Here is a 22842-nt window from a genome sequence, read left to right on the forward strand (position 1 = left end):
TAAAAAAAGATTTAAACATTATCAAAGTTTGCCGATATAAGTAATGAATCATCAGGGAGGATGATTGTTATGGCCTTAACGTTAGGGAGAAAACCCGGAGAAAAACTATACATCATAGATCCAAATGGCGAGAAAATCGAAATTGAGGTCGTCAAAGGCGATCGCAATAAGCCAGAGGATTACATGCGATTACGAGTGAATGCTCCAAAGAATTACAAAGTTCTCAGAGGAGAGCTTTACACAGGAATTGGTAATAACTCTGAATAGGAGTTGTTATAGAGGCGAGACATAAGGATGTGACTCGCAAAAAAAATACACTTACATGGAGGTAAGGAAAAATGAGAATTAATCACAATATTGCGGCATTAAACACGTATCGTCAGTTGGGTGCGGCGAATAATGCACGTTCAGATTCAATGGAAAAACTTTCTTCAGGACTTCGTATTAACAATGCTTCTGATGATGCAGCAGGGTTAGCAATTTCCGAAAAAATGCGTGGGCAAATTCGCGGGTTGGAGCAAGCTTCTACTAATGCACAGGATGGTATTTCTTTAATTCAAACTGCTGAAGGTGCATTAAATGAAACACACAGTATTCTTCAACGTATGCGTGAACTAGCTGTTCAAGCGTCAAACGATACAAACACAGATCAGGATCGTGGGGAAATTCAAAAAGAAATTAACCAATTAACCTCAGAAATTAACCGAATTGGTAACACTACTGAGTTTAATACACAGAGTTTGCTTAATGGTGAAAAAGATTCAACTACTACTGGTTCTAAGACGTCAATTGAATTTGACTTATCTGGAATGACTGGTGGAACGGTTAGTGTATTAGGGAAAGATGTTGCTTGGGATACTGACCTTGCTACAACTGTTAGTGCAGTTAAAGCAGCTATCACAGGTGATGCTGAATTAAGTGCTAAATATGATGTTACTGGCACAGCAAACACAATTAATATTAGTACAAAAACAAATACATCTGATGAAAGTTTAACTGCAGATCTTTCTGGTGCAACTGCTGTTACTGATGATGCTATAACAACAACAGAAGGAAAAGCTGATGGTGCTGCACTAAACTTCCAAATTGGTGCAAATGAAAATCAAAGTCTTTCATTAGAAATTTCAGATATGAGAGCAGTATCTTTAGGTATTGCTACTGTAGGGAATACTGATGCTGACTTAGGAGTTACAAATGGAACGGATAGTACTATAACAGAGACAGCTTTAGATGTCTCAACGCATGCTAGCGCTGCAGATGCAGTTACAACTATTCAATCAGCAATCGATAATGTATCTGCTGAACGTTCTAAACTTGGTGCAACTCAAAACCGTTTGGATCACACAATTAACAATTTAAGTACATCTGCTGAGAACTTAACGGCTGCGGAATCTCGTATTCGTGACGTTGATATGGCGAAAGAAATGATGAACCAAACTAAGGCGTCTATCTTAGCTCAAGCATCTCAAGCAATGCTTGCACAAGCAAATCAAATGCCACAAGGAGTTTTACAACTTCTACGTTAAATATAACTATTTTAGTAAAGGAAACTCTAGTTAATACTAGGGTTTCCTTTTTTAGGTAAATTAATGCCAAAGCATTTTCTTAGGTTGCTACTTGGAATGATATGACCACACATGTTTGTTCTATAAACAATTAGATGAGTAAACTTTTTAGAAATATGAATATAAAGGAATTAAATTGGTAATTAGAAAATTTTCCCCCTCTGCTACGCTTAACCTCTAAACATTATCCAAATTTAACCGATATAATCACTAGTAGTCAAACAAAAAAATTAAAAACATAAATTCTAATATACAAAAATTACTAATCCCAGAGGTGAATTTTACATGTCCAACATGCGAATAGGTGGTCTAGCTTCAGGAATAGATACTGATAAAATCATATCTGATCTAATGAAAGCAGAACGCATGCCGCTTCAAAAAATGGAACAGGACCGTACGTGGCTCACGTGGCAACGCGATGCATACCGTGAAATGAATACATTATTTTTAAATTTTCGATCACAGTTAACAGACATGAAAATGTCAGATATGTACCGCTCTAGGGTCACTTCAACTACGAATGAAGATCTAGTGACATCAAGTGCTACTAGTGCAGCAAGTCAATCATCCTATACAATATCAGAAGTAACACAGATGGCATCTGCAGCGACTAAGGTTAATAATGCTAGTATTTTTAATGATCCATCTTCTATTGACACTAGTAAAAGTCTTTCTGAACTGCAATCAGAATTTGCTTCCAATTCTTTTGACTGGAAACAGGGAAGTGTGAAACAAGAATCAATATCAGCTAAAACAGAAACGAATCAATTTTCCCTAGTTTTACAGGATGGCGTAAAGATCAATAATGTTGACGAAATGTCTATTAAAGTGGGAAGTAACTATTATACAGCTGTAGACTCAACTCAAAAGTCTGCAGATGATTTATTAGAAAATGAAGTGTTAGTTGATACTTCTACTGGTGATCTGACATTTAAAAATAATTTGAGTAAAGGTGCAGAAGTAAAGGTTAAGTATACTACCGACTTTCAAGTGGACATTATGTCAACATCGAAGGCGGGCACGAAAATCAAGCTTTCAAATGAACAAATAGTACAAGATAATATTGCATTAACTATTGGTGATAATGAATATATTGCAGATGGAACAAACATTGTTAAAAAAGATGATAACTCAATCGTTGTTGGTACCATTGATTATGAAACAGGTACAATAACCATGAATGATGACAATACGATTCCCGCTGAGACAAATGTTTCTGTGAAATACCAGTATGATTATATAAATTTTCGTGCTGGTGCCCATACGAAAGATGGTTTTAAGGATGAGGTTTTTAATATTAAAGGATCGCAATCTTTTAATTCGCTTTTAAGTGAGGTTAACCAAGCAGATAATGGTGTAAGTATGTTTTATGATGAAATGACAGGACAGATGTCTCTGACAAGGACGGAAACTGGTAATTTTAACGGATCTATTGATAACTCCGATGTTTCCACTGATGATGCTAGTAATCAGGAAATTATTACATCAGGAAGTTTTATAAACGAGCAAATGGGCTTTGATCTAGCTCAGGAAACTGGTGGGACAAATGCTGAATTCACTTTAAATGGCTTAACTACATCTAGATCATCGAACTCATTTACTGTTTCTGGGGTCACATTTAATTTAAAACAAACATTCTCGAATCAAAATGTTACGGTAAATGTTTCCAATGACAGTGAGGCAGTCTTTGAGAATATCAAAGGATTTGTTGAAAAGTACAACGAGCTTATTGGAAAAGTTCAGGACAAACTTCAAGAGGATAGATACCGCGACTATAAACCTTTAACAGATAAACAACGTGAGGAACTATCTGATAGACAACAGGAATTATGGGAAGAAAAAGCTAAAAGTGGTTTGTTAAGAAGTGACAGTACGTTGTCAGGTGCTCTGAATAATATGCGAAGAGATTTTTATACGTCTGTGGAAAACAGTGACGTTCCATCTATGTATCAACAGTTGTCAAGTATTGGAATAACTACTACGGCAAATTATTTAGAGGGTGGAAAATTAGAAATTAATGAATCAAAGTTGAAAGAAGCAATTCAAGACGATCCTAAAGCGATTGAGGATTTGTTTACAAGTGATGGTGCTTCCTATGATCAAAAAGGAATTTTACAACGAATGACAGATTCCGTTAATCAGGTGATGGATCGAGTTACGGAAAAGGCAGGTAATACGTTTAAGACAGAAGATCAGTATTCAATGGGTAAACGACTTGATGATATGGATGACAGAATTGAAGCATTTGAAGATCGTTTAATTCAAGTTGAAGATCGATATTGGCGCCAATTTACTGAAATGGAAAAAGCTATTCAACGGATGAATTCACAGTCTACGTATCTGATGCAGCAATTTGGTGGCGGAATGTAAAAACTTAGTCACCATTTTAGTGCCCCATTCACTTTTGGAAGTGGGGCTTTATTAATTTTTAATAGAAAAGGCGTGATTTAAAAATGGAAAAATACATAAATGTCATGAAGCATGCATCAGAATTGCAGGTTACCGTTTACGAAGGACTGCAACATATGCAAACATTACTTAATGATGGTAAATTTGAAGATACAATCCCATTATTTAATAATATCGTTGAAGCTTTTTCAGTTGTTGAAAATTCTGTGGTTACTTTACCTAAGGAAGTTTTTAGCAATGAAACTCAATCACTTACAACCAAAGTGAAAGATGCTCTTAACCTAGTTGTAAGTTCATTTGAGTTGAAAAACTTTGGCAAAATCCAAGAAATATTACAATTCACATTGATACCTAGCTATAAAAAGTGGATGGAAGAGCTTGATGAGATGTTTCAACCTTACTTGGTTTCATAACGTACTATTATTTTTGTACATCCATAATAAAATGCATTACAATAAATACATAATTATTTTTTGGAGGTACATAAATGAACAATCTAATGCAAAACAAAAACATAGTCGTAATGGGTGTAGCCAATAACCGCAGCATTGCTTGGGGTATCACAAAGTCACTATATAATGCTGGTGCCAACCTAATTTTTACAAACCGGCAGGAACGCTCTAGACAAAAATTAGAAAAGCTTTTAGCCGACAACGAAATTGAACCAAAATTGATTGTTTCTTGTGATGTGGCAGATGATGAAAGTATTGTACAAGCTTTCCAGGAAATCGGCGAAAAAGTTGGTGTTATTCACGGAGTCGTTCATTCTGTAGCATTTGCAAATCGTGATGAGTTAAAAGGGGAATATGCTGATACATCTCGTGAAGGTTATTTACTCGCACAAAATATCAGCTCATATTCACTTGTGGCAGTAACAAGAGAAGCGAAAAAGTTAATGAGTGAGGGTGGCGGAATTGTTACGCAAACATACCTTGGTGCTGAGCGTGTTGTCCCTAACTACAATGTTATGGGAGTTGCCAAGGCTGCGCTTGAAGCAAGTGTTCGTTACTTAGCTGAGGATGTGGGTAAGTACGGAATTCGTGTGAATGCTGTTTCTGCTGGGCCAATTCGTACACTTTCTGCAAAAGGTGTATCAGGCTTTAACGATAAAATGTCTGTAATTGAAGAGAAGGCTCCATTACGCAGACAGATTGACCAGGATCAAGTAGGGGATGCGACAGTGTTTTTACTAAGTGATATGTCTCGTGGGATTACTGGTGATGTGCTTCACGTTGATTCAGGATTCCATATTATCGCAGGATCTTAAACTTCATAATAACCAATACATTAGGCGTTTACCATCCTGGTAGACGCCTATTACTATCCCTATTAATAATGAGTAGATAGAAAATTTCGTTTTGTTAGAGTGTAATTTTAAATTCCACACATTTTACCCCACAAATGCAATGCTTCCTCCTCACTTGATTGCATATAATGAACTATACAAGCTCTATAGCTTGTTATACTTGTACAATGTGTATATCAAAACTCTACTAAAAAGTAACGTATATCCAATTATTAAAATAATATACCTGCAAGCCAAAAGGATTAGCAAAAGTTTGTATTCAAATCTAAACCACAAACAAATGTTCTGTTTTTGTGGTTATTTACCTTACAATTATGATATACTATGTACTAGATAATGTTCTTTTAGGGAATGGTCGGCTAGCCCTTTTTCTAAAAAAAGGTGGTGATGCCATTGAGCATTTACGAGGTATTGATGGTCATGTTCGCTTTTGGCACATTCTTGGTTGCTCTTTTGACACTCGTAATGAAAATGATCAATAAAAAATAGACCTCCCTATTAACCCTCAAAAGTTATTGATGGGAGAGGTCTATTCTTGGATAGCAGATCCCCTGGGGGAACCACTTATCTTGAGACCACAGTTGCAGCTGTGGTCTTATAAGTATATGCATATTTCTACCTATATTATACCATAAAAAAAGGTGTTGAAAAGGGAAAAGAATCCGATGAACATATTTACATTAATGTGCCTAAATATAGTAATAATTTGTTGTATAAGGTTTACAAATGTTTCCTTAATTCGACTTATATTTCCTGGGCAATATTACATATGTAGAGAGGGACAACTCAATCGAATTGTCCCTCGTATTATAAATTAATCTATTTTAAACGTATTCACCTGTTGTTGCATTTCCGTTGAATACGTTTCTAGTTCTTCTGCTAAATGATTTAACTGTTCCATTGATGCGGTTTGTTCCTCGATGGAAGCAGAAATTTCTTCTGTTCCAGCAGCTGTTTCTTCACTAATCGAAGCGATACTTTGAGTATTGGATGAAATAATTTGTTCTTGATTAATGATGGTCTCCATTACATCCATTACTTTATTAATTAGTTGGTTATTCGTTTCAATAGTGTTCTGTATGCTTGTAAATGCCTGTTCCGTTTCACTCACTGATTTCGATTGGGTTTCGATTACTTCATTTGTTTTCCCAATTAGAGTTACAGTTTGTTTTGTTTCAGATTGCATTTCTTCAATTAGTGTCGAAATATCTCCTAATGCATTTTCGGATTGTTCTGCCAGTTTTCTTACTTCATCTGCTACAACTGCGAATCCACGTCCATTTTCTCCGGCACGGGCAGCTTCAATTGCTGCATTTAAGGCTAGAAGGTTTGTCTGGTTTGCAATGTCTGCAATTTTGGTTACGATCTCGTTTATGTTTGTTGATTTTTTGTCCAATGATTGAATAGCTTTTACGACATTGTTTGTCGCTTTACCGGTTTCTTCTGATTGTTTTCGCAGAACGCTTACTGTTTTTGTGCCTTTTTCAGATACATCAAGCATCGTTTTTGCTTCTTCGTAAACATTTTTATTATAGTTTTCTATTTGTTTAATCAATGATGATAGTTTATCAGTTGCCACTGTATTTTGTTCCATTATTTCGGATTGTTCGCCAGCTCCTGTTGCGATTTGTTCCATCGTGGTTGCGACCTCGTTTGATGATGCAGTATTTTCCTCAGCACTTGCGACTAGTGTTTGAGAAGCTTCTGATACATGAAAAGAAACGTCCTTTATGTTGATCATCATCAAGCGCATTTGTTCAAGCATACGTTCAAAACTATTGGAAAGCTGACCAATTTCATTCACTGATTTTATGTCTGTTTTTGCAGACAGATTACCGTTTTCCACTTCTTTCATCGTTTGTTGTAAGCTTTTAATTGGTTTCGTTATTCTGCGTGCACTTACAATAGAAAAGACAATGGCGAACAATAAGACAACTCCAAGTGTAATTACGATTGGAGGAAATATTGATTTAGCCTTTTTCTGAATTTCACTTTTAGATACTATTTCTCCCAATAACCAACCGGTAGTACTATTGGTTGAGAAGCCAAGTACTTTATCTTCATCATCCTCGGTGAAATGAACTACCCCGCTGGTACCTTTATCACGAGCCTGTTTATAAAAGGCAAGATCGTTAGCATTTTTGCCAATTAGGTCTTTGTTAGAATGTGCTACAAATTTTCCGTCACGGTCAACAATTATGGCATGTCCTGTTTTCCCAATTTCCAGCTCATTGGTCATATTGATTAACGTATCGACATAAACATCAGCTGCAGCAACCCCAACTATTTGTCCGTTTTTAGAATAGGATCTTGCGGCTGTAATGATCATTTTACCTGTTGCAGCATCTTTGTATGGCTCTGTCCATACCGTTTTCCCTGAAGCATTTACTGCTTTCTTATACCAGTCGCGTTCGCGTGGATCGAAGTTATCTGGTAAATCTGCTACAGGGTAAATGATCGTTTCGCCCGATTTTTCTATTCCAGTATACACATTGGCTATCGTGCTGTTTGCATCAGCTGTTTCACCTAAATAACTTAAAAGTTCTGCTTTCTTTTTCGGATTATAGTTGGTGATTAGCTCATTCTTGGTAAATCGATTCAACGTGCTGTCAGCGTTAGAAAAGAACATATTAAATGTATCGTTTAAATTTTTAGTTTGTGTTGAAATACTTGTTTCGGTTTCTTCTGTGATCAGATTTTTACTTAGTGTATAGCTAGTAATTGCAATTACTATTCCAGCAACAATGATTAACGTTAAAAACGGGGTAAGAATTTGTCGTTGTAATGATTTGTTGAAAAATGTTCTTTTATTATCTTTCTGCTTTTTACTGGGCTTGTCTTTTTTACCTTTTTGATGTAGCTTTTTTTCCTCCATTTTTATCACCCTTCTGTATGTAATTCATTGGATACTCTTATTTTTATATCGGAAAATATTTGTGTGATATGTAGTAATGTATTATTTTGGAAGAGTGTGATTAACTATTTTTTCTCATTGTCATATATTGAAATGAGTAATGAAGGTGTATTTCGCATGTCCACAAGCATTTTATACTGATCCAGTAACGGTAGATTATCTTACGAATGAACAGTTTGAAAAGGGTTTACAAGCATTAATCGATAAAGCGTGCAATAATCGTGAGTGAACGTGCAGTAATCAAGTGTAAGCGCGCAATAATCTGGATTAAACGTGCGACAACCAGGATCAAGCGCGCAATAATTGTGAGTGAGCGTGCAACAACCTCAACCGAGCGCGCGATACCTACGATTGACCGCGCAGCACCTTGATCAAGTGGAAATAATCTGGATTGAATTCGCAGTAATCATGCTAAAGCGTGCAATAATTTGGATTAGCGCGCAATAACCATAAGAAGTGCGCAACAAACTAGATTAAACGCGCGGAATCCAGGATCGAGCGCGCAACAATCAGGATTAAGTGTGCAATAATCGGGAATGATCGCGCAACAAACAAGATTAAACGCGCAATAATCCCGATGGAACACGCAACACTCGGATCGAACGTGCAGCAACCCCAACCGAGCGCACCTCCCACGCCAATTAATACCATTAACCAACCCGTATATGCTATTATTAAATTTATTGGAATTTACTTATGATAAAGGGAGCTTTTTGCATGGATGTACATAATACGATGACATCGGATAAATCAAAGCGTTTATATCAATTTTTATTGATTACGGGAATTGTGTTTATAGCGTTTAATTTACGGCCAGCTATTACATCAGTTGGGCCGGTGATAGGTATCATTCGAGATGATATTGGACTCTCTAATTGGAGTGCAGGTTTATTAACGAGCTTACCGTTAATAGCTTTTGCGGTTATGTCACCGATTGCTCCAAGGCTTGCGAATCGCTTGACGAATGAACGTGCTTTATTAATTGGACTTCTTTTACTTTTATTTGGTATTGTAATTCGTTCTTTTACCTTTATCACGCTTTTATTTATAGGAACATTGTTTATTGGATTGGGGATTGCGATTTGTAATGTTTTGTTACCTGGGGTCGTTAAAGAAAAATTTCCTACCAAGGTTGCTTTGATGACCAGTGTGTATTCGACGTCAATGGGGATTTTTGCTGCGACTGCTTCAGGATTAAGTATTCCATTTGCCAAGGGTTTGGATTTAGGCTGGCAAATAGCATTGCTGGTCTGGATTGTTCCGGCGATTCTTGCGATTATGATTTGGATTTATTTAAGTAAGAAAAGTAAGTCAGAAACCACTGCTGAGATGACATATGTTGGTAAAGGTGAGAATCGGATGTGGCGGTCCCCGCTTGCATGGCAGGTTGCGTCGTTTATGGGGCTACAATCGTTTTTGTTTTATGTGACAATTTCCTGGCTACCGGAAATTTTGCATGATTACGGTGTAAGTATGGCTACTGCAGGGTGGATGCTATCCTTTACACAATTCATAGGTTTACCTGCAAGTTTTCTTGTGCCAGTAATTGCGGGAAGATTTTCCTCTCAGCGGGGTATTGTACTTGTTATGGGTGCTTTTGCTGTAAGTGGTTATGGAGGACTGCTTGTTGGTGATTCGTATGCAGTGATGGTCATCAGTACGATATTGATTGGGATTGCGATGAGCGGTAGCTTTGCGTTGGCCCTAGCATTTCTTGGAATGCGCGCACGCAACGCAAAACAGGCGGCAGAATTGTCAGGGATGGCACAGTCGTTGGGGTATGTTTTAGCTGCGGTAGGGCCAATGTTCATCGGTTATTTATATGACTTGACACATATTTGGACGGTACCGCTTATCACGTTGATTTGCGTAGCATTATTCGTAGTCATTTTTGGATTTGGCGCTGGTAGAGATAAATATGTGCTTGACTAAGTCCTTTGGATGTTTTTTCATGAAAAAAACGCTATACTTGATTTAGCTATATATATTGGAAGTGACACCATGCAATATCAGACATATACCATACGGGATTTTTACTTTTGGAAAATTACATTGAGTTTGGCACTTGCTTCGTTTTTCATTTTTGCCAGTATGTATTCAGTACAACCACTTCTGCCAGTTTTTGTTAAGGAGTTTGGCGTATCTGTATCAACGGCAAGTCTTGCAATATCACTGACAATCATTGGTTTAATTGTTGGCTTAATCGTACTTGGATTTCTGTCTGATCGAAATGGACGGACGTTGTTTATCAAGTTTTCACTTATTGGGTCGGTTATTCCATTTTTGCTCATACCATTAACTGATTCATTTTTACTTTTATTAGTACTGCGTCTGATTCAGGGTTTCGCACTTGCTGGACTACCTGCAGCATCACTTGCATATTTGAGCGAGGAAATTGATCGGCGAAGTGTTAGTGTTGCAACGGCCCTTTATATTTCCAGTAATGCACTTGGAGGCATGATGGGGAGAGTGCTGACTGGATATATCACAGATCATTATTCTTGGGAAGTTGCATTTTACTTTTTGGCAGGGCTAGGTGTGATTATTTTAGCCTCCGTATTTTTACTATTACCGAAATCACGATTTTTTCAACCTAGTAACCTATCATTTTCTCGTGATATGGAAGCATTTTTCTTCCATTTAAAAAATCCTGCATTATTACTTGTATTTGGTTTAGGGATTGTATTGCAATTTTCGTTTACAGGAATTTGGACATACTTACCATTTCACCTTGAAGGTCCACCATTTTCCTTATCGCTACAGGCCATTTCGTATACATTTTTTGCTTATGGGTTAGGAGTTGTTGGTTCCCCATTTGCTGGTTGGCTTGCCGGGAATCTAGGCATAAGAAAAATTCGGATTGTAGGAGTTGTGACATTGTCAATTGGAATACTATTGACCTTAAGTCAGACAGTAACCATGATCGTCATAGGATTATGTGTTTCATGTCTAGGTTTTTTTACGGCACATTCTCTTACAGCCGCGTCAGTTAGTGAACAGGCAACACATCATAAAGGCAGTGCGTCGAGTCTTTATTTAGTTGCGTATTATATTGGGGTTGCGATTGGAAGCTCGGCACTTGGTCCATTGTGGAGTGTAGCGGGATGGACGGGGTTAGTGGTATTAACGGGAATATTACCTGTTGCTTATTTAGTATTTGTGAATGTAATGTCTGTGCGTGCTCGAAAAAATGCAACGAATTAGGATTGAGGTGTTTTTTTATGCGGTTATTGTTTGAAATTATTGGCTGGATTATAACAGGTATAGGTGCTTATTTTGTGTTTGATAATGATCCAATGGTATTTCATTATATAATTTTGGGAGTAGGAATCGTTATTATAATGTTTACTTTACCTAAAAACTTTCGAAGTAGGAAGAAATAAAAAAAAGGAAGGACATCGCTGTATAAAGCGGGTTCTTCCTTTTTGTGAACTAATTACTGCTGAAACATTTCTGGAACACTTGTTAGATCAATACCCCAAACGGCTGGTAAGATGAAGTAAATAGCTAGTGTTACTAAAATAATTCCTAGTATATTTAAGGCGAATCCAGTCTTTGCCATATCTGGTATTCGTAAATAACCTGATCCGAAAACGACTGCGTTTGGTGGTGTTGCAACCGGAAGCATGAACGCACATGATGCAGCTACACCGGCTGCAATCATTACTGCATATGGATGAACACCTAGTGCTACTGCGAGCGATGCCATAATTGGATACATCATTGATGCTGTTGCAGTGTTTGATGTTATTTCGGTTAGGAAAATAACTAGACCTGTCACGACAAGTAATACGACGAAAATATTAATACCTTGTAATGCCGTTAGTTGACCGCCAATCCAATCGGAAAGGCCAGACTCTACAAATCCTGCAGCAATTGCCAGACCGCCACCAAAGAGTAACAGTATACCCCAAGGCAATTTAACCGCTGTATTCCAATCTAGTAATCTATCACCTTGTTTATTTTTTGAAGGAATGATAAATAGGATTGCTGCCGCAACCATGCCGATGATTGCGTCATTAATACTTTCGTTAATATATGGTGCTAGTAAAAATGATCTTGTTATCCAAGCTAATGCGGCTAAAACAAATACAACAAATACAGCTTTTTCTTCAAATGAAGCTTTCCCAAGTTTCTTTTTCTCTGTTTGGATTACTTCTCTTCCACCAGGTAATTGCTTCAATTTTAAAGGATGGGCAACTTTTACAAGATACAACCAAGCTATAATGATAAACACCCAAGCAATCGGTACTCCAAAAAGCATCCACTGTGCAAAAGAAAGTTCAATCCCGTATGTTTTTTCAATTGCACCGGCTAATAATGTATTTGGTGGTGTACCAATTAAAGTCCCAATTCCACCTAAAGAAGCGGAGTAAGCAATACCTAACATTAATGCTTTTCCAAATCCAAAGTTTTCTTTTGAGGTGTCGATGGAAGGATCATCCTTCAATGCTTCAGAAACTTGATAGATGATTGCTAAACCAATTGGTACCATCATCATTGCTGTTGCTGTGTTGGAAATCCACATTGATAAGAATCCTGTAGCAACCATGAACCCGAGGATAATACGGTCTGTGTTTGTTCCAATTATGGATATGATGCTTAAAGCAATTCGCTTATGAAGATTCCATTTCTCCATTGCAAGCGCAATCATAAAACCGCCCATAAATAAGAAGATTGTATCATCACCGTATGATGAGGTTGTTGCGTCGATATCTAACCCACCGGTTAACGGGAACAAGATTATAGGCAATAAGGAGGTTGCCGGAATTGGAATTGCTTCAGTCATCCACCATACGGCAATCCATAGTGTGCTTGCTAGTATTGCTTGCCCCTCTGAAGATAGACCATCTGGAGAGAAAAATGCTAATGTCAAAATAAATAATACAGGTCCTAAAATAAGTCCATACAATTGCGCTTGCTTATATGTCCGATTATTGTTTCCGTCGTTTTTGCCAGATTTTGCTTTACTAGTTGAATGACTGGAGCCTATGTTAGACGAGCTCGGTTTAACAAAAAAGCTCAGTAAATCTTTTGCCTGGTCATGCTTGTCCCATAACCAATTCCATGCAGTTGTGCCCATGATTTTCCCCCTTGTTTGTTTTAATTAATGTATACTTATAATTCCAATTATCAGTAAACTTTATTTAAATATCTTGGAATCTTTCCTATTATACAAATTTATGAAAAATTCGACAAGTGGAAAGTGTTGGCGTTTACATTTATGGGGGTAACGTAACTTTTTGTGTTCCAAGTATATGAGCAGAGCGATAATTTTCAAACCGACGAATGATCTCTTATTCACCTATTCCGATTATTTTACTAAATTCGAAAAATTTACTTAAAGTATGCTACAATTTTGTTAATAGAATAATTGTTTCGGAGGCGCAAGTATGGACTTTTCAATAAAACCTGTTGGTGATCGTGCGGTAAAAGTTCAATTTCAGCAGGAAGTTACCCCTCAGTTGAACATGAAAATAAAATCATTTTGTAAAAAAATTACCGGGTTAAACATTGAAGGTGTTGTGGAAGTTGTTCCAGCCTTTAATTCCGTTACCATTTACTATCAGCCTTTTAGAGAAACGTATCTTGATCTTTGCCAGAAAATGAATAGTTTGAGCGTAGATGGTTCTGAAAACGAATTTGAAGAGCAGCGATTGATTAAGGTGCCGGTTGTTTATGGTGGTGAATATGGTCCTGATTTGCAGCGTGTTGCGAAGTATAATCAGCTATCTCTTGAGCAAGTCATTAAACTACATCAAAAACCAGATTACCTTATTTACATGCTCGGATTTTTACCTGGATTTCCCTATTTAGGTGAACTTAATGCTGATTTAGCAACCCCTCGCATGGAAAATCCACGAAAATCAGTATCGGCCGGATCGGTTGGAATTGCACATAAACAAACGGGAATTTACCCAGTTGAATCGCCAGGAGGTTGGAATATTATTGGCAAAACACCGCTCCAATTAGTTGATCTAGCAAATGAAAGACATCCCTTTTTGTTTGAAGCGGGTGATTTGGTACGATTTTGTGAAATTAGTGAAACAGAATTTTTGGAAATAGAAGAAGCGGTTGTTTCCGGTAAATATGTCGTCGAGATAGAGTAGAAGCAGTATATGGAAGGAATGTATGTTAATGGTCAAACGAATCGATCTTAATTGTGATATGGGTGAAAGTTTCGGTAGGTATACAATTGGTTTGGATGAAGAATTACTTCAGTATGTGACGTCAGCAAACATTGCGTGTGGCTTTCACGCTGGGGATCCCGATGTAATGGAACGAACTGTACGGTTGGCTAAAAAATACAATGTTCGTATTGGGGCACATCCAGGGTTCGCTGATATTGCTGGATTTGGCAGACGAATGATCCAATACACCCCAGAGGAAGTCTACCGATTTATCGTCTACCAAATCGGAGCATTACAAGCATTTTGCAAGATTCATAATGTAGCGATGCAGCATGTAAAGCCACATGGTGCACTATATAATTTTGCTGCAGGTAATCGTGAAGTGGCGCTAGCTATTGCGCAGGCTGTATATGATGTTAATGATGAATTAATATTATATGGTCTTGCTGGAAGTGAACTTATTGCAGCAGGACATGAAGTTGGCATGAAGACCGCCTCGGAAGTGTTTGCTGACCGTACTTATCAGGCTGACGGGACCCTGACCCCTAGGAAGAATGAAAATGCACTTATAAAAAGTACGTCAAGTGCTGTGAATCAAGTTTTATGGATGGTACAGAATGGGGAAGTCCAAGCAGTTGATGGAACGATTGTGAAGATAGATGCAGATACCATCTGTGTCCATGGCGATGGGGAACATGCAGTTGAATTTGTACGAGAGCTACGTTTAGCGTTAGAACGAGCAGGGATTGCAGTTGGCTACGTTTAGTGGACTGGGAATGTGCAATAATTTGTAGAGCGTGCGATAAAGGAGCAGGATAGCGCAACAGACAAGAGATATCGCGCAATAGAGAGGCGTAGTAGCGCAACAACAAGAGAATAGCGTGCGATAAAGGAGCAGGATCGCGCAACAGCCTAGAATTATCGTGCAATAATCACCCGGAACCGTGCAACAACCACGATAATCACGCATCAACATGAAATAATAACACTATTATAATCAAGAATGGTGAGTCTATGAAAAGTCAATTAATTTTCAATGTAAACAAAGCAGGTGTCTATACAACATTTCAGGATATGGGTAGATATGGTTATCAACGTTTTGGAGTCCCGGTGTCCGGAGCGATGGATACATTTGCATTCCAAGTGGCGAATATTCTGGTTGGTAATCAGAGAAATGAGGGATGTTTGGAAGTTACACTGATTGGTCCTGAGCTTGAAGTGAAGTGTCCAGTCACGGTTGCTATTACCGGAGCAAATCTACAGCCGCAAGTTAATGGGGAGATTATCCCCATGTGGCAATCCATTCACTTACAACCAGGCGATATTCTGCATTTTGGTAGGCATCAATCGGGAGTGCGCGCATATATCGCAATAGGTGGTGCTTTCGATTGTCCACTTATGCTCGGGAGTAAATCGACTGACATAAAAAGTGGGTTTGGGAAACTTATTGAAAAAGAAGACACAATCTATGGGTATCCAGCACAAAAAAAGAAAAGATTTGGATTATCAGGTCAATCCATTCCCATCTATGATAAATCTATTGATGTAGCAGTAATCGAAGGACCCCATCAGGAAAACTTCACCCAAAAAGCACGGGAAAGTTTTTTCAACTCATTCTTTACGGTGGATACAAATTCAAATCGAATGGGGTATCGCCTGAAAGCTGAAAATGGCAGTATAGAAACAATTGGAGATGTATGGTCTGACGCTATTCCGTTCGGTAGCATACAAATTCCGCCAAATGGACAGCCAATTATATTAATGGCGGATCGTCAGACAACAGGTGGCTATCCGCGAATTGGTACTGTTGTTTCAAGTGATTTGGCAAAAATCGCCCAGCTTCCTCCACAAGGCAAGATTTGTTTCCATCCAATTTCGATTGAAGAAGCACAGGATCGAGCAGTGGAAATGGAATTATTTTTATGGTGCCTGGAAAAATTTCGACAAGATTTAAATTAGGGAGAAGAACGATGATCAAAACTGAACAAGATATAATACGGGTAATTGAAGAGGATATATGGATGATGGAGGTTCTACACACTGCAAAGTCACTAGACTTACCGGATTGGTGGGTTTGCGCCGGGTTTGTTCGATCAAAAATTTGGGATATACTTCATGGATATAAAAAAAGAACGAAAACGCAAGATGTCGATGTCGTATACTTTGACCAGTCCAACCTTGACGAAACAGAAGAAAAACGGTTAGAAAAAATTCTAACTACCATGAATCCCGCAATACCTTGGTCTGTCAAAAACGAAGCTAGAATGCATCTTATTAATGACCTTCCACCATACCAATCTTCAGAGGATGCGATTGCAAAGTTCCCTGAAACTCCAACGGCTCTAGGTGTGAAATTAGATGTAAATGATAGGGTAATGTTGACGGCACCACACGGAATAAAAGATGTTGTCCAGCTCAATGTGAAACCAACACCACTGTTTCGAGATAGTAAGCTTTATCCAATTTATAAAAGACGAATTAAAAATAAAGAATGGAAGACTACCTGGCCAAATATAAAACTATACGAGGAGCATTATTAATGAAAAAACTATTACTTACAGGATTTGATCCATTTCTAGAATTTCCAATCAATCCTACGACAGATATTGTTAACGAATTAGCTGGAACCCAACTAAATGAATTTGAAATTATTGGTGAAGTACTGTCCGTTGATTTTCATAAGTCTGGACAACAATTAGTTGAATTAATTGAAAAACATAATCCCGATACTGTAATATCACTTGGATTAGCAGGTGGCAGAAATTGTATTACACCTGAACGAATCGCCATCAATTGTAATGACGGTCCAGTTGATAATAACGGTCATAAACCTTCAGGGGAAAAGATTTTTGACCACGGTCCAGATGGTTATCTTTCTACGTTACCCATTTATGAAATGATTGATAAATTAACAGAATTGGGCATTCCTGCAAAAATATCTAATACTGCTGGAACATATTTGTGTAACAATGTCATGTACCATGGGTTACATTATCTGAAGGAAAATCGGTTGGACCATAGAGCAGGATTTATCCATATACCCGCATCACATGCATTAGCGGTTAAAAAGAGTATGCCGAGCTGGTCTCATAGTGATTTATTACAAGCTATAAAGATTTCGATAAAATGCTTGTAGACAGATGAAGGGACTGTCCCTTTGGCCCAGAAAGGTGAGAAAAATGAAAAATCATCCGAAAATTGATGTTCCTGCGGGAAAGTGGGAGAAGCTCTTTAATTTTTTATCCATTTTACTACTTATACTATCTTATATATATGTTGTGTTGGCGTATGGTAGTTTGCCTGAGACAGTTCCGACACATTTTAATACAATGGGAGAAGCTGATGGATGGGGAAATAAAGCGTTTATATTCTTGATGCCTGCAATTGCTACATTTGTCTGTTTTATCCCAATGTATTTTCTTAGCAAAAAGCCACATACATTTAATTATATCGTTAAAGTAACGGATAAAAACGCTCCGCGATTATATCCTGTAGCACGATTATTCATGTCAGTGATTAATTTTGAGACAGTTGCTTTGTTTTCTTATATTTCATGGGATATGGTTCAGTCAGCAATGGGAAATGAAACATTAGGAATAGGTTTTATAGTTGTGGTAATAGTCATTCCATTGGTTACTATTATTGTTTTCATGATACGGATGAGTAAGTTGGAGTGATATCAAATAATCACTAAAATCCAGTTTGAATTTACGGGAAAATCTGCTTTTAATCACCCTTGAGTTTCCTCATTGATTACCCTCGTGAAATGTATTACAATTAGCTGAATGATATTGTAAAAAGCGAGATGATGGGGATGCCGAGGTATATTTGGCTATTGGTTATTGCTACAACAATTAATGTAACAGGAGGCTCGTTTTTGTGGCCGTTAAATACAATCTACATGCACAATGAGCTCGGTAAAAGTTTAGCTTTTGCGGGGTTTATTTTGATGTTTAATCAAGGGGCTTCGATTGCAGGAAATTTAATTGGTGGGGTACTTTTTGATAAGTTTAGTGCGTATAAAACGATCCTGTATGGCACAGGGCTAGCAATGGTATCAGCAATTACATTGTCTTTATATCACAGTATCGTACCATATTCCATTTTACTTGTTTTAATCGGATTCGGGTCAGGAATTACGTGGCCGGTCATGTTTGCCATGGCGGGATCGGTTTGGCCTGAAGGAGGACGGCGTGCATTTAATGCGATCTATGTAGCGCAAAATCTCGGCGTTGCTTTGGGAGCTACGGTCGGTGGATATGTAGCAAGTTTGTCCTTTAATTACATATTTATTGCAAATGCATCATTATTTGCAGTATTTTTTATCATCGTATTGGTAGCCTTTAAATGGATGGATGAAGAACGGAATCGTCAAATGCATACGACAATTATTGAGCAAAGTGGTAAAATCCAAAACAAATCAAAGTTTATTGCATTAATTATATTAAGTGGTGGCTTCTTGGCCGCATGGATTGCCTATAGTCAGTGGCAATCAACGATAGCATCGCACACACAGGATATCGGAATTCCACTGGATCAATATAGTTTGCTTTGGGCGGTTAATGGTTTCCTTATCGTTTTAGGGCAACCTCTGTTAAAATTAGTAACAGATAGGATTACATCGCAAAAAAATCAGATATATGTTGGGACTACGATTTTGATTACTTCGTTTATCATTGTCATGTTTGCAGAAGAATTTACAGTGTTTGTTATTGCAATGGTCATTTTAACAATTGGTGAAATGATTGTATGGCCTGCAATACCAACACTTGCAAATGATTTAGCACCAAAAGGTCGAGCGGGCTTTTATCAAGGTTTTGTCAATAGTGTTGCTGCTGCAGGCCGAATGGTTGGGCCGGTTATTGGTGGATTAATTGTCGATGTGTATAATATTCAATTATTATTCTTTGTACTATTATTCTTGTTATTGATTCCTTTTGTAACAACCTATTTTTACGATCGGGGTATTCAAGAAAATCAAAGTAAAGCAAAAGTTGGTTAAAAAATAGAAGAGGTGAGCGCATATGGCAGATGAAATTAAACTAGTTGCATTAGATATGGACGGAACACTATTGAATAGTGATCATGAGGTTTCATTACCGACACAGGGGGCAATAAAAAAGGCGTTGGCAAATGATATCCATGTTGTATTGAGTACAGGTCGTTGGCTTAACTCATGTTATCCTTATGCAGAAGCATTAGGGCTTCCATCCTTTTTAATTACTGTTAATGGTGGAGAAATTTGGACAGTTTCAAAAGAGTTGTTGGAGCGTCATTTAATAGATGCGAAACTAATGGAAAAGCTGTATGAACTTGGCCAGGAAATTGGCATGAATTCTTGGATGTTTTCAACGGATGATGCATGGCTGGGATCAACTCGACCAAATGACTTTTCTAATCATGAATGGCTAAAAATAGGCTTTAATTCTACAGATAAAGATCAATTGGAAACAATTGTCAAAGAGCTTTCTTTTTATGAGGAGCTGGAACTAACAAATTCATTACCAACGAATGTTGAAGTTAATCCAGTAGGGGTAAATAAAGCGAATGCACTTCGTAAAGTTTGTGATAAGATAGGAATTTCGATGAACAATGTAATGGCTGTTGGGGATAGTTTAAACGATATAAAAATGATTCAGCAGGCAGGTATTGGTGTGGCAATGGGAAATGGACAGGAAGCGATCAAAAATGTTGCTGATTTTGTAACGGACACAAATAACGATGATGGTGTTGCAAAAGCAATTGAACGGTATGTTCTTTAAATTTTTCGTAAACCAGGTATATTGTTAGTAATTTTGGGCAACCCTTTATATGGTAAACCTATTTTTGTAAAGAGTTAAATGGGTCAGACTTTCATCCCTTTCTTTGTGTACTGGAAAGGAGTATAATATAAGTAGAACCATGAAAGGGGTTGCTGTAATGTCTTTTTCACGCGGGCCTAAAGAGCCAGTACCAGAAGTGGAAACAAATGTATGGTCTTGTACAAGTGGAGACTGTCAGGGATGGATGAGGGAATCATACAGTTTTGAAGAAGAACCAAAATGTCCACTATGTAAATCTTCAATGGAAAGGGAAGTACGCGTACTACCTGAATTGAAGTAATGTAAATTAATAAAGCTGAAGCTATTATATTTATAAGTGAAAAGTATTTATTTATCATTATATATTCTGCTGGGATGTCCATTTAGGCATCTTTTTTATATAGGCATGACGTTGGGAAACCAGCGTCTTTTACTATATATAATAGCTTCAGCTACTGGTACTAAACAAACCTTGGTTCACTTTATGTGAGCCTGGGTTTATTTATTTTTTAATTTTAAAAATCAAATTGTTGGAATAATTCGGAACAAATTGGTATAATCTTTACTAGATGTTCAACTAGATTTTTTATTTATCTACCAATTGTAAGCGTTTACAAATTTTGCGAGGAGGAATGTATGAAATGAGATATGCAAATCCAAACACAGATGGGGCTAAAGTAACATTTAAAGAGCGATATGATAATTTTATCGGGGGCGAATACAGAGTACCAGCAAGTGGGAAGTACTTTGAAAATGTGAGTCCTGTAACCGGTAAAGTATTTTGTGAGATTGCTAGATCAAATAAAGATGATGTTCAGGCGGCTGTTGATGCTGCACATGCCGCTAAGGATGTATGGGGGAAATCATCAGTTACGGAACGAGCAAATATTTTAAATAAGATTGCCGATCGTATGGAAGAAAACTTAGAAACATTAGCTGTTGCAGAAACGTGGGACAACGGAAAAGCAGTAAGAGAGACGCTAGCAGCTGATATTCCGCTTGCGGTAGATCACTTCCGCTATTTCGCTGGAGCAATTCGAGCACAAGAAGGCGGAATTAGTCAGATTGATAATGATACTGTTGCTTATCATTTTCATGAACCGCTTGGTGTTGTTGGGCAAATTATTCCATGGAATTTTCCAATTCTAATGGCTACGTGGAAGCTTGCTCCAGCACTTGCTGCAGGTAACTGTGTAGTTCTAAAACCGGCAGAACAAACACCTGCTTCAATTCATGTACTTCTTGATCTTATTAAGGATTTATTGCCAGCTGGGGTAGTAAATATCGTGAACGGTTTTGGTGTGGAAGCGGGAAAACCATTAGCGTCTAACAGTGGAATTTCCAAAATTGCCTTTACCGGGGAAACAACAACTGGACGTTTAATTATGCAGTATGCTTCGGAAAATATTATCCCAGTTACACTCGAGCTCGGTGGGAAATCACCAAATATTTTCTTCGATGATGTCATGGATGAGGATGATGGGTTTTTAGATAAAGCAATTGAAGGACTGGTAATGTTTGCACTTAACCAGGGTGAAGTGTGTACATGTCCATCGCGTGCACTTGTTCACGAATCAATTTATGACAGGTTTATGGAACGAGCAATTAAACGCGTAAAAGAAATTCGAATTGGGCACCCACTTGATACGGATACAATGATGGGGGCACAGGCTTCACAAGAACAAATGGAAAAAATCAAATCCTATCTTGATATAGGTAAGCAGGAAGGTGCAGAGGTTCTTGTTGGTGGCGATGTAAATAAACTTGGTGATGATGAATTGGAAGAGGGCTATTACATTCAACCAACTATTTTCAAAGGAAACAATAAAATGCGTATTTTCCAGGAAGAAATCTTTGGGCCAGTACTTTCTGTTACGACATTTAAAGATAAAGAGGAAGCGTTGGATATTGCCAATGATACGTTATATGGTCTAGGTGCTGGTGTTTGGACACGCAATATTAACACTGCATATCGTTTTGGACGCGAAATTGAAGCGGGACGTGTTTGGACCAATTGTTACCATCAATATCCTGCACATGCTGCATTTGGCGGATACAAGAAATCTGGTATTGGACGAGAAAATCATTTGATGATGCTCGACCATTATCAACAAACGAAAAATCTTCTTATTAGCTATAGTGAAGGTCCAGCTGGATTGTTTTAAGGCTTATTAAATCGGAGAAAAATGCGTTTTGCTTAACAGGGGGCTGTTGGACGTGAGAGTGAGTAGTTAGATTACTCACTCCTTTTGTTCTGAATACGTAAAATAAAACGAAAGGATGTGTGAAAATGGTTGAACGGGTGACAGTTACAGATGAGGCGTTAACATTAATTAATACATTAAAAGAGATGCATGGTCCCTTAATGTTTCATCAATCAGGTGGGTGCTGTGACGGCAGTTCACCAATGTGCTATCCAAAAGATGAATTTCGAGTAGGGGAATCGGATTATTTACTTGGTGAAATTGGGGACACTCCTTTTTACATGTCAAAGGATCAATATGAATATTGGAAGCATACCCAATTAATTATTGATGCTGTAGATGGACGTGGTGGAATGTTTTCGTTGGAAGGCCCTGAGGGGAAGCGGTTTTTGACGAGGTCCAGGGTGTTTACGGAGGAAGAGAGGGCGGAATTGGGCGTAGCTGCTAATCTGAAAGGAGAATAGAAGCATATAAATCGTCATCCCATAATATGAGGGTGGCGTTTTTTTGGA

General features: G+C 37.8%; 23 protein-coding genes. 21 read left to right on the forward strand and 2 right to left on the reverse strand.

The features are described from left to right. The first annotated feature begins 69 nt into the window (after nt 1-69). The 6 genes from CS937_RS17955 to CS937_RS17980 all read left to right on the forward strand — a co-directional run bounded on the left by CS937_RS17955 (nt 70) and on the right by CS937_RS17980 (nt 5769). Nucleotides 70-267 (forward strand): carbon storage regulator, encoded by a 198-nt coding sequence (locus tag CS937_RS17955; protein WP_099159837.1) that lies wholly within the window; start codon nt 70-72, stop codon nt 265-267. A gap of 71 nt (nt 268-338) precedes the next feature. Then, nucleotides 339-1526 carry a flagellar hook-associated protein FlgL gene (flgL, locus tag CS937_RS17960; protein WP_099159838.1) on the forward strand — a complete coding sequence of 396 codons (1188 nt, stop codon included), beginning with the start codon at nt 339-341 and terminating at the stop codon, nt 1524-1526. 324 nt (nt 1527-1850) lie between these two features. After that, a complete protein-coding gene (gene fliD / locus CS937_RS17965; RefSeq protein ID WP_245835798.1) occupies nt 1851-3935 on the forward strand; it encodes a flagellar filament capping protein FliD in 2085 nt (694 codons plus the stop codon). An 83-nt stretch (nt 3936-4018) separates the two neighbouring features. Beyond that, a complete protein-coding gene (locus tag CS937_RS17970; protein ID WP_099159839.1) occupies nt 4019-4387 on the forward strand; it encodes a DUF8042 domain-containing protein in 369 nt (122 codons plus the stop codon). A 74-nt stretch (nt 4388-4461) separates the two neighbouring features. Next, nucleotides 4462-5241 carry an enoyl-ACP reductase FabI gene (gene fabI, locus CS937_RS17975; protein ID WP_099159840.1) on the forward strand — a complete coding sequence of 260 codons (780 nt, stop codon included), beginning with the start codon at nt 4462-4464 and terminating at the stop codon, nt 5239-5241. Nucleotides 5242-5673: 432 nt separating this feature from the next. Beyond that, nucleotides 5674-5769, forward strand: a complete 96-nt coding sequence (locus CS937_RS17980; protein ID WP_099159841.1) for a putative holin-like toxin — start codon at nt 5674-5676, stop codon at nt 5767-5769. Between the two features lie 325 nt (nt 5770-6094). Here the strand turns inward: CS937_RS17980 and CS937_RS17985 are convergent, their stop codons facing one another. Then, a complete protein-coding gene (locus CS937_RS17985; protein ID WP_099159842.1) occupies nt 6095-8155 on the reverse strand; it encodes a methyl-accepting chemotaxis protein in 2061 nt (686 codons plus the stop codon). 145 nt (nt 8156-8300) lie between these two features. Here CS937_RS17985 and CS937_RS19865 point away from each other — a divergent pair, with 145 nt between their 5' ends. The 4 genes from CS937_RS19865 to CS937_RS19585 all read left to right on the forward strand — a co-directional run bounded on the left by CS937_RS19865 (nt 8301) and on the right by CS937_RS19585 (nt 11577). Further along, the gene (locus CS937_RS19865; RefSeq protein WP_281251921.1) at nt 8301-8423 is read left to right on the forward strand and encodes a hypothetical protein; all 123 of its coding nucleotides are present in this window, start codon (nt 8301-8303) and stop codon (nt 8421-8423) included. Between the two features lie 488 nt (nt 8424-8911). Beyond that, nucleotides 8912-10126, forward strand: a complete 1215-nt coding sequence (locus tag CS937_RS17990) for a CynX/NimT family MFS transporter (protein ID WP_245835799.1) — start codon at nt 8912-8914, stop codon at nt 10124-10126. A 69-nt stretch (nt 10127-10195) separates the two neighbouring features. After that, nucleotides 10196-11398 carry an MFS transporter gene (locus tag CS937_RS17995; protein WP_099159843.1) on the forward strand — a complete coding sequence of 401 codons (1203 nt, stop codon included), beginning with the start codon at nt 10196-10198 and terminating at the stop codon, nt 11396-11398. 17 nt (nt 11399-11415) lie between these two features. Continuing rightward, on the forward strand, nt 11416-11577 hold the full coding sequence (locus CS937_RS19585; RefSeq protein ID WP_176555881.1) for a hypothetical protein: 162 nt from the start codon (nt 11416-11418) through the stop codon (nt 11575-11577). A gap of 53 nt (nt 11578-11630) precedes the next feature. Here CS937_RS19585 and CS937_RS18000 read toward each other — a convergent pair whose 3' ends face one another. Continuing rightward, nucleotides 11631-13277, reverse strand: coding sequence for an SLC13 family permease (locus CS937_RS18000; protein ID WP_099159844.1), 1647 nt, complete (start codon nt 13275-13277; stop codon nt 11631-11633). 310 nt (nt 13278-13587) lie between these two features. On the opposite strand from CS937_RS18000, the gene pxpB reads away from it, so the two are divergent. The 11 genes from pxpB to CS937_RS18055 all read left to right on the forward strand — a co-directional run bounded on the left by pxpB (nt 13588) and on the right by CS937_RS18055 (nt 22794). Then, nucleotides 13588-14304: a 5-oxoprolinase subunit PxpB gene (gene pxpB / locus CS937_RS18005; protein ID WP_099159845.1), complete on the forward strand. Its 717-nt coding sequence runs from the start codon at nt 13588-13590 to the stop codon at nt 14302-14304. Nucleotides 14305-14332: 28 nt separating this feature from the next. Then, the gene (locus tag CS937_RS18010; protein ID WP_099160111.1) at nt 14333-15091 is read left to right on the forward strand and encodes a LamB/YcsF family protein; all 759 of its coding nucleotides are present in this window, start codon (nt 14333-14335) and stop codon (nt 15089-15091) included. 248 nt (nt 15092-15339) lie between these two features. Continuing rightward, on the forward strand, nt 15340-16284 hold the full coding sequence (locus CS937_RS18015; RefSeq protein ID WP_099159846.1) for a 5-oxoprolinase subunit C family protein: 945 nt from the start codon (nt 15340-15342) through the stop codon (nt 16282-16284). Nucleotides 16285-16295: 11 nt separating this feature from the next. After that, complete coding sequence (locus CS937_RS18020; protein WP_099159847.1) at nt 16296-16865, forward strand: nucleotidyltransferase family protein; 570 nt, start codon at nt 16296-16298, stop codon at nt 16863-16865. Next, nucleotides 16865-17461, forward strand: coding sequence for a pyroglutamyl-peptidase I (locus CS937_RS18025; protein WP_099159848.1), 597 nt, complete (start codon nt 16865-16867; stop codon nt 17459-17461). Before CS937_RS18020 ends, CS937_RS18025 begins: the two co-directional genes overlap by 1 nt. Nucleotides 17462-17504: 43 nt before the next feature. Beyond that, nucleotides 17505-18002 carry an SdpI family protein gene (locus tag CS937_RS18030; RefSeq protein ID WP_176555882.1) on the forward strand — a complete coding sequence of 166 codons (498 nt, stop codon included), beginning with the start codon at nt 17505-17507 and terminating at the stop codon, nt 18000-18002. Nucleotides 18003-18139: 137 nt separating this feature from the next. Continuing rightward, on the forward strand, nt 18140-19327 hold the full coding sequence (locus tag CS937_RS18035; protein WP_099160112.1) for an MDR family MFS transporter: 1188 nt from the start codon (nt 18140-18142) through the stop codon (nt 19325-19327). Between the two features lie 22 nt (nt 19328-19349). Next, nucleotides 19350-20087, forward strand: a complete 738-nt coding sequence (locus CS937_RS18040; RefSeq protein ID WP_099159850.1) for a Cof-type HAD-IIB family hydrolase — start codon at nt 19350-19352, stop codon at nt 20085-20087. 157 nt (nt 20088-20244) lie between these two features. After that, entirely contained in the window at nt 20245-20427 is a 183-nt protein-coding gene (locus CS937_RS18045; protein WP_099159851.1) for a cold-shock protein, read from the forward strand. A gap of 340 nt (nt 20428-20767) precedes the next feature. Continuing rightward, complete coding sequence (gene adh / locus CS937_RS18050) at nt 20768-22291, forward strand: aldehyde dehydrogenase (RefSeq protein WP_099159852.1); 1524 nt, start codon at nt 20768-20770, stop codon at nt 22289-22291. Between the two features lie 125 nt (nt 22292-22416). Then, the gene (locus CS937_RS18055; protein WP_099159853.1) at nt 22417-22794 is read left to right on the forward strand and encodes a DUF779 domain-containing protein; all 378 of its coding nucleotides are present in this window, start codon (nt 22417-22419) and stop codon (nt 22792-22794) included. Nucleotides 22795-22842: the final 48 nt, after the last annotated feature.

Source organism: Virgibacillus ndiopensis, from assembly GCF_900187325.1.
Lineage (GTDB): Bacteria > Bacillota > Bacilli > Bacillales > Amphibacillaceae > Virgibacillus_E > Virgibacillus_E ndiopensis.

Excerpts from the sequence above, each read along its gene's own strand:
- fabI (WP_099159840.1), top strand. The coding sequence starts at position 4,462 with ATGAACAATCTAATGCAAAACAAAAACATAGTCGTAATGGGTGTAGCC.
- adh (WP_099159852.1), top strand. The coding sequence starts at position 20,768 with ATGAGATATGCAAATCCAAACACAGATGGGGCTAAAGTAACATTTAAA.
- CS937_RS18040 (WP_099159850.1), top strand. The coding sequence starts at position 19,350 with ATGGCAGATGAAATTAAACTAGTTGCATTAGATATGGACGGAACACTA.
- CS937_RS17990 (WP_245835799.1), top strand. The coding sequence starts at position 8,912 with ATGGATGTACATAATACGATGACATCGGATAAATCAAAGCGTTTATAT.
- CS937_RS18000 (WP_099159844.1), bottom strand. The coding sequence starts at position 13,277 with ATGGGCACAACTGCATGGAATTGGTTATGGGACAAGCATGACCAGGCA.
- CS937_RS17985 (WP_099159842.1), bottom strand. The coding sequence starts at position 8,155 with ATGGAGGAAAAAAAGCTACATCAAAAAGGTAAAAAAGACAAGCCCAGT.
- CS937_RS18030 (WP_176555882.1), top strand. The coding sequence starts at position 17,505 with ATGAAAAATCATCCGAAAATTGATGTTCCTGCGGGAAAGTGGGAGAAG.
- CS937_RS17995 (WP_099159843.1), top strand. The coding sequence starts at position 10,196 with ATGCAATATCAGACATATACCATACGGGATTTTTACTTTTGGAAAATT.
- CS937_RS18045 (WP_099159851.1), top strand. The coding sequence starts at position 20,245 with ATGTCTTTTTCACGCGGGCCTAAAGAGCCAGTACCAGAAGTGGAAACA.
- CS937_RS17955 (WP_099159837.1), top strand. The coding sequence starts at position 70 with ATGGCCTTAACGTTAGGGAGAAAACCCGGAGAAAAACTATACATCATA.
- CS937_RS17970 (WP_099159839.1), top strand. The coding sequence starts at position 4,019 with ATGGAAAAATACATAAATGTCATGAAGCATGCATCAGAATTGCAGGTT.
- CS937_RS18025 (WP_099159848.1), top strand. The coding sequence starts at position 16,865 with ATGAAAAAACTATTACTTACAGGATTTGATCCATTTCTAGAATTTCCA.
- CS937_RS18035 (WP_099160112.1), top strand. The coding sequence starts at position 18,140 with ATGCCGAGGTATATTTGGCTATTGGTTATTGCTACAACAATTAATGTA.
- CS937_RS18010 (WP_099160111.1), top strand. The coding sequence starts at position 14,333 with ATGGTCAAACGAATCGATCTTAATTGTGATATGGGTGAAAGTTTCGGT.
- CS937_RS18015 (WP_099159846.1), top strand. The coding sequence starts at position 15,340 with ATGAAAAGTCAATTAATTTTCAATGTAAACAAAGCAGGTGTCTATACA.
- fliD (WP_245835798.1), top strand. The coding sequence starts at position 1,851 with ATGTCCAACATGCGAATAGGTGGTCTAGCTTCAGGAATAGATACTGAT.
- CS937_RS18020 (WP_099159847.1), top strand. The coding sequence starts at position 16,296 with ATGATCAAAACTGAACAAGATATAATACGGGTAATTGAAGAGGATATA.
- flgL (WP_099159838.1), top strand. The coding sequence starts at position 339 with ATGAGAATTAATCACAATATTGCGGCATTAAACACGTATCGTCAGTTG.
- CS937_RS18055 (WP_099159853.1), top strand. The coding sequence starts at position 22,417 with ATGGTTGAACGGGTGACAGTTACAGATGAGGCGTTAACATTAATTAAT.
- pxpB (WP_099159845.1), top strand. The coding sequence starts at position 13,588 with ATGGACTTTTCAATAAAACCTGTTGGTGATCGTGCGGTAAAAGTTCAA.
- CS937_RS19585 (WP_176555881.1), top strand. The coding sequence starts at position 11,416 with ATGCGGTTATTGTTTGAAATTATTGGCTGGATTATAACAGGTATAGGT.